The 6,960-nt window shown below is 68.8% G+C and carries 6 protein-coding genes and 2 pseudogenes; 1 reads left to right on the top strand and 7 read right to left on the bottom strand.

Features of this window, described 5'->3' with window-relative positions; genetic code table 11:
• The 7 genes and pseudogenes from ACY5KJ_RS15795 to ACY5KJ_RS15765 all read right to left on the bottom strand — a co-directional run.
• The coding region (locus ACY5KJ_RS15795; RefSeq protein ID WP_462203699.1) for an alpha/beta fold hydrolase at positions 1-661 on the bottom strand (661 nt) is incomplete at its 3' end.
• A 609-nt stretch (positions 662-1,270) separates the two neighbouring features.
• Positions 1,271-1,651, bottom strand: a complete 381-nt coding sequence (locus ACY5KJ_RS15790) for a PIN domain-containing protein (protein ID WP_462203698.1) — start codon at positions 1,649-1,651, stop codon at positions 1,271-1,273.
• The gene (locus ACY5KJ_RS15785) at positions 1,648-1,905 is read right to left on the bottom strand and encodes a hypothetical protein (protein WP_462186781.1); all 258 of its coding nucleotides are present in this window, start codon (positions 1,903-1,905) and stop codon (positions 1,648-1,650) included. The genes ACY5KJ_RS15790 and ACY5KJ_RS15785 overlap by 4 nt, the downstream gene beginning before the upstream one ends.
• A gap of 146 nt (positions 1,906-2,051) precedes the next feature.
• Positions 2,052-2,713: pseudogene (locus tag ACY5KJ_RS15780) on the bottom strand (IS66 family transposase); the annotation flags it as partial.
• Positions 2,714-3,303: 590 nt separating this feature from the next.
• The gene (locus ACY5KJ_RS15775) at positions 3,304-4,080 is read right to left on the bottom strand and encodes an SDR family NAD(P)-dependent oxidoreductase (RefSeq protein ID WP_462203700.1); all 777 of its coding nucleotides are present in this window, start codon (positions 4,078-4,080) and stop codon (positions 3,304-3,306) included.
• A gap of 58 nt (positions 4,081-4,138) precedes the next feature.
• Positions 4,139-5,101, bottom strand: coding sequence for a hypothetical protein (locus ACY5KJ_RS15770; RefSeq protein WP_462186782.1), 963 nt, complete (start codon positions 5,099-5,101; stop codon positions 4,139-4,141).
• Between the two features lie 384 nt (positions 5,102-5,485).
• A complete protein-coding gene (locus tag ACY5KJ_RS15765) occupies positions 5,486-5,701 on the bottom strand; it encodes a hypothetical protein (protein ID WP_462186783.1) in 216 nt (71 codons plus the stop codon).
• 268 nt (positions 5,702-5,969) lie between these two features.
• On the opposite strand from ACY5KJ_RS15765, the pseudogene ACY5KJ_RS15760 reads away from it, so the two are divergent.
• A pseudogene (locus ACY5KJ_RS15760) lies at positions 5,970-6,960 on the top strand (hypothetical protein); the annotation flags it as partial.

The following is a 6,960-nucleotide window of genomic DNA, read 5'->3' as shown; positions in this document are numbered from 1 at the left end:
CAGGCCCTAGCGCGGTCTCGAAGTCCTGAGCCATTCGGCGTAGGTCCTCCTGCGGTTGGTTCATCCACACGTTCGGATCTTCTACGCCGTCCAGCACCAGCGCCCGGATCCGGGTCGGGAACATGCTGGCGTAGGTGGTGCCCAGCACGGTGCCGTAGGATCCCCCGTAAGAGGTGAGCTTGTCCTCGCCGAGCGCGGCTCGCAGCAGATCGAGATCCCGGGCCGCGGCCTCGGTCGACAGGTACGGCAGTTCAGCGCCGCTGAACCGTACGCAGCCCTGCGCCCACTGACGCCTGTCGTCAACCAGCTCCTTGTACACGTCGTCATCCTCACTCCCAGCGCGGGAGTGGATCGCGAACGGGGAGGCGGCGGCTAGCGGATCATTATCCTGCCCGCTGCTGCAACGGACCGGCGCGCTCCCACCGACACCCCGCTGGTCGAACCCGACGATGTCGAAACGGTCGCGCAACGACGCGCCGAAGAAGCCCAGCCAGTCGCGGATGAACCCGACTCCCGACTGGCCCGGCCCACCGGCCAGCATTACCAGCGAGCCGATCCGCCGGTGTGGCTGGCGGGCCGGAGCACGGATCAACGCCAGGTTGACCGTGCCTGCGGCAGGCCTGGCGTGGTCCAACGGAACGGGCAGAGCCGCGCACTCCAACCCATTCTCACACGATTTCCAGGTTAGCTTTGTCCGGGTGGCCGCAGCGGCGGACGCGGACAAACCCGACCCTGATATTCCGGTCAGCAGCGGCAGGCTCACCGCAAGCACGGCAGCAAGGAATGGGCGTGGGATACGGGCTGATCGGGACTGGCGCATCTGGCCTCCACTCTCCGGTTCGGTCGAGTGCGTGGCGCTTGCGTCCACCTGCCAGCATGAGCATGAATATAGGCCTCGTTACTCTCCTCGGCAGTGCTGGACTGCTCCGACTGCCCAGCCACATACAGGCGGAACGCGTATCGCATCATCATCAGGGCGAACCTTCCGGCCACGCGGAACTGGACGGTGCTCTGCCCGGCCACCACCATAGTCCGCGCCGTGATTTCCCGAGACGTCCATCCAGGAACTCGCCCTCACCCGGCCGGGTGGCGTCAGCGAGCTTTGCCGCAGGACATGTCGCGCAGCCCGTATCCGAGGTAGGTGAGCGAGCGTCTGCCGAACCCTCCCGGCTCCCCTTTCCGTCTTCTTGCCGTGACGGCGGCAGCCACGACCCGCCCGCAGGCGCCAAGACGGGTGTTGGCTGCGGTGGAGCCGCCGGGCCGGACCAGCTCACGGGCTGAGATCCAACAGACGCACCGGCTGGCCCGCCCACCGATCCGGCACCGCCGTCGCGATCATCGCACCCTCGGGACGCTCCGAGGTGGGCTCGGCCGCGTACAGGACGTGCGCCGGCGCCCAGCAGGTACCGCGGGCCACCGCGAGCGCGGCCGCCAGGTCCAACTCCACGATGGTCACCGCAGGCAGCGCGGCGATGTGCTCGGCGGTTCCCGGCCGGGCCCGGTCCGCCTCCACCAGCGCACACGCCGGGGCATACAGAAAATGACCCGGCACGGTGTGAGCGCGCTGGATCAACCGGGACGCCAGCACGTTGCCGTAGCCGGCCGAGACCATCGCCGTCTCGTCCAGCACCACATGCAGCGCGTCGCTCACCGCCCCAACGCCCGCCCCAGCCGACGGTTCAGCTCGGCATCGGCCTGCGCGGCTTCCTCCTCCGTCGGGTCGTAGCCGCTCCACTCCCGCAGCACCGCCCGAGCCCGCTCGGCGCGCTCCGCACGTTCCGCCGGCGTCAGCAGCGTGCTCGCCAACCGCGACAGATACGCCCGCAACGACAACCCCTCCGCCGCCGCCACCTCCGCCAACCGATCCCGCGCCTCCGCCGGAATCCGCACATTCGCATCCGCCATGGACAGCCTCCTTTCGCCCACCCAGCAGGATACGGGTACGTTCGCGTACCCGTATCGGATCCCGGCTACCTGGTAGCGGCGGCCAGCCAGATCAGGGTCGCAGAACTGCCGTAAGTAGTCGGAAGTTGGGTGTGGGCATGCTGCCGGGCGGCGTCACCGTGGGTGGCGTAGAGCGCGCCGATCCGCTCGCGCCACTGGCGGGCCCAGATCCCGAGCTGGGCGGGGTTGCCGTCCCCGGCCCGCAGGAAGTAGCGGCGGACGTGGACCCAGCGGAACAGGTTGACGATCCCGTCCGCCTTGCGGCCGGCGGAGGCGTAGACGGTGTAGAAGTCCGAGGAGATCACCAGCCGGCGCGGGCCGCCGGCGCCGTCGAGCTGGCCGGTGGTCTCGCTGATCCCGACATGGCCGGCGAGCACCGCCGCCGACCGGGTCGGGTCCATCACGAAGCACACCGAGTCCGGGCCGAGGAAGACCCACAGCCACCAGCGCGCCGAGGTGTCCTGGCCGTCGGGGGTGAACACCCGCCAGGTCATCTCGTCTCGTCGGCGTGCAGGTGCCACGACCCGCGCGACCGTTCGACGATCTTCTCGGCGAGCGGGGTGAGCAGGCCGCCGACCTGGGCGCACACCCCCGTCAGCGTCGCCGGCGAGATCCGGGCGCCCTGGCGGGCCAGGCCGGTGACCAGCGAGTTCTGCGACCGGCCCGCGACATATCGCTCCACGAGCAGCATCGCGAGGAACCGGTTCGTGAACAGCTCTTTGCCGATCGCCTTCGACGGGCCGGGCGCGGTCACCGTCACCGGCCTGCCGTAGCCCCCGTAGCCCCCGTAGCCGTCACGCACCGCAGCAAACCATCCCGACAAGCCGGAGATCACCCAACACGGCCAGCGAACCACACACAGCCAACACTGATGAGACCCCGGCACCGATCAACCACAAGACTTCCGACTACTTACGAACTGCCAGCCAGGCCAGCATTTTCGCTTGCGGATATGCAAGCGAGACGCTTGCTGCGCTGGTTTAGGACGCTCCCTCCCGCGACGAAGGAACGATTCATACGGGAGCAGTACGTGTTCTGGGGTATGTACCGCCACTGCATTCCGATCGAGAACGCCGTCAAGCTGTGGGAGTTCATCGAGACCGGGCAGCTCGACCTTCGCACTGGCGTGCTGGACGTAAGCCGATCAGGCTACGGCTTCGCGGTCACGCGTGCCCTGCCGGGGGCCGGAGCCGGATCGACCATTTCGACCACATCGTCGATGCGACCGGAACCGGATTTGACGTCGCCAAGGCGCATTCGCCCCTGCTTCGGGACCTGCTCCGATCGGGCAGCGCGGCGGCACACCCGCCGGGCTGCTGGATCGAACTCCCGGCCGCGCCAGGGCGGTGGAACCCACCGTCAGGTAGCGGAGAAGCCTCCGTCCACGAACAGCGTCTGGCCGGTCAGGTAGACGGCGGCGGGGCCGGCCAAGAACACAGCGGCGCCCACCAGGTCCGACAACTCGCCGTTTCGCCCCAGCATTGTTCGATTGGCCATTGCCGTCGCCCGCTCCGGATCGTTGAAGACGGTCTTGGTAAGCGGTGTCCGGACGAATCCCGGAGCGATCGCGTTGCAGCACACACCGCGTTTCGACCAAGCCTCGGCCTGAGACCTAGTCAGTGCCGCGACACCGGCTTTGGACACCCCGTACGCGCCGCTGTTGCCGAACGCGCGGATCGACTGCTGCGACGCCAGATTAATGATCCTTCCCCAGCCGCGCTCCGCCATTCCTGGGCCGTACCGACGGCCCAGGAGGAAGGGCGCGTCGAGATTCACCGCCATCGTCAGGTCCCACTCCTCGTCGGTCAGACCGCCGAAGGGCGGTCTGATGTTCACGCCTGCCGAGGTGACGAGGATGTCGGGCTCCCCGAACGGTTCGGCCGCCTGATCGGCCGCCTTGCTCAGCTCGGCGCGATCGGCCAGATCGCACCGGATGCCTGCGGCGGCGCCGCCAGCATCGCGGAGTTCCTCCACTACGGACTCCAGGGCGTCGGCACGGCGGCCGAGCGCGACCACCCGCGCGCCGGCACGGCCAAGCGCGAGGGCAATGCCGCGGCCGATACCGGAGGTCGCTCCGGTCACCACCGCGGTGCGCTCCCGCAGCGAGAAGAGCTCGACCAGGAAATCCGCCACCAGTGCTCCCTTCACGCAGCTCCGCGCTCGAGCGCAGAGGCCGTGCCGCGACGCAGATAAGCTATCGGAGCCGACCGGGACGACACGCGGCGCGCGCACGTACCGACCCGCACGGACGCCTGGGCCACAGCGCTCCGGTCCAGGCGCGGGCGGGCATTTTCAGCACGGATAGTCCGGTTCCTCGCGGCGCAACGTCCGCTCGATGTAGTAGTCGAAGTAACGCCGCGCGACGACGGGAAGTTCCGAGAACCAAGGAGGTCGCCGTTACCTCGGACCAGTGCCAGCCGCAGGGGTTCACCAGGAAGAGTTTGTCCTCGACTTCACTGTCCTCAGCCGTGACGGCCATCGAGAAGTGATTGTCCACTCCTTCCTGTAGTCCCCCGGGCCACCCGGCCGCCAAGGCGGACCACAGCAACCGCAGAACCTCGGCCGGGGACCCCGCCGTAGGTAGTCCCAGTGCCGCCGCGAGTTCGACCAGCCCGTTGGTCGCCAGCGTGGGGTTCTCCGCGTTGAGCCACCACACGATCTGGTATCCGGCGGCGCGTCTGTGAGCGTACTCGACTGCGAGCTGGGTCTTGCCCACACCTCCCATTCCTCGCAGCGGCACAACAGCGATTGCCTCCGCGTCGGGTTGACGCAGGCGGCCGTCCAACGCCCGGAGAAGGTCGTCGCGGCCGGTGAAGAACGGGTTTCGGGCCGGGACGTTCCAGATCCGCGGCAGCCGCCGGGGGAACTCCGCTCGGCCCGGAAAGGTGACCGGTGAACCGGACCCAGGTAAGCCCGCCGACGCTCCGTCGAGAAGCCGGCGGCGAGCGTCGTCCTCTTCCAACCCGAGCAGCTCGATCCGGGTCGGCGGCGCGTACAGCTCAGGGATCGAGCAGTCAGCCACGACCACCGGAACGACGCGGCCCGGATGGTCGCTCGCGAACGCCGCGGTGTGCTCGGCTTGGGAAAGGCGCTGGGCGAAGTAGGCGTCGGTGTAGACGGCCACTACCCGCTCAGCCAGCGGTGACGAGAAAAGCATGCCGGTCGGGTCCAGTACGGCCCGGCGCCGCCACTGGCGGGACGGATATGGCTGCCGACCCAACCTATCCCGCGGCCTGGCTCATGGTACCTCGATGCCCTCGCTGCGGAGGAGCTCGGCGGCCTCGTCGGGGCTGCCCGCCTGCCGACGCCCGGCGGTGGGCCGAGGCCGAACTCCTCACGACGACCTCGGACCACTGCGGGTCGTCCGTGCGGGTGGCTCCCGACCCTGCCTGGCGACACGCCGGTCGTCGGCCGACTTTCCGGCGACTTTCCGGGGCCCTGACCTGGCGGTGCACTCCGGAAGTCGACACAGCAACAACGGATATCCTCGACGTAGCCCGTTCAGACTAGTTTGATCTGACTATCCAGATGGTCGCCAGACCTACCGGCAATCATGATCATCTGGATCCTCGCGCCGAGGGTGGGCGACGCGCGGGGCGCTCTGGCCGGGGGTCGGCGTGTAGGGCACCCGGGGCTGGACGGCGTAGGTCAGCGCCGCTGTGAGCGCCGGAAGCCAGCCGAGATAGTACGCGCTCACGGCCACCAGCGCCATGGCCGGGAGCGGGGCCAGCAACATGCTCGTACGGGTTGGGGGCATGACGTACGTCCTTTGTTATCGGGTGTATGGCTAGTTAATTTTGGGGATGTTTTATCGTCTGCCCTGATCCCCCGACAAGTGCCGTAACTTCGCATGTCAATAGAGACATTCGGGAGTACACAGCAATGTGCGTCGCAACCCCGCACCACCACCGGCGACGGTCTTTCTCCAGATGGTGTCGCAACCGTCCACCGGTACTGTCGCTACCCGGTGGAGGTAGCGACAGTGAGCGCTGGATCGCCTGCCCACCAGGGAAAATAGGGCCGCGGTGACCGGGAACCCGAAGGATCAGGGCGGTCGCTGGCCTGCCATCGACAACGGAGTCTCCCGCGACCACCGGTGTCTTCTGCTGTTCTTCCACCTCCTGCACGCCCTCTACCAGGTGCCGTGGAAGTCCTGCTGTTCGCTGCCGGTGGGCGACCCCGGTCACGACGCCGAGAAAAAGAAGATCGAGCGGCGGTTCACAGGGAAAACGAAACTCGACTGGGACCAGATCGTCTGCTATCTGAACAAGCTTCCGGAGCCCGACCGGGAATCCGCGACGCTTACGGCTTTCTGCCTGTTCAAGCGGTGGTGCGAAGGGTCACGGGCCGGGCGGACCACGCTGGCGAAGGAGGAGGCGAGCCGCGCGTTGGAGGCCGCCGAGGCCGCGACCGCGGACCGGGACTGGCCCGCGGTCGCCTGGCTGTTGGCGATCCCCGTCGCCGGCATGCCGGTGACCACCACCTCGCCGATCGCGATGGTGCCGGCAGCCGCGGCCGACCCGCTGGTTGCGACAGCCGAGGTTTCGGTGGCCCCCACACGGGCCACACGAGCGGCCCACGTTCCCCGAGCGGACCTGGAGGAGGTGGAACGCCAGCTCGCCGCCGCCCTGGAGCGGGCCCGACAGGACGGCGAGCGGGCCGAGGCTGCGGACCAGCGGCTGGAGGAAGCCGACCGGGTACGCGGCGACCTACGCGCCCGCCTGATCGAGCTCGGCGCCCGGTGTCAGCAGGCCGAAGAGGACCGCGACGCCACGCTGGCCACCGCCGCCGCCGCGCTCGCCAGCGCCGACGCAGCCGACGCCGACGCGACCGAGGCTCGCGCTCTCGCCGCGGCGGCCAAGCCGAGGAGCGTGAACGGGAGGCCGAGGCTCGCTGGGTCGAGACGGCAACGCTCTTCACGGTTACCGAGGATCGGGCGGTCGAAGCCGAGCGGCTGGTCGAGCATCTGCGCCGGCGGGAAGCCCACCTCACCGCCCGCGTCGCCCTCCTCGAGGA

The organism is Frankia sp. CcWB3 (assembly GCF_977927595.1).
This window is presented reverse-complemented; position numbering and strand designations above follow the sequence as displayed.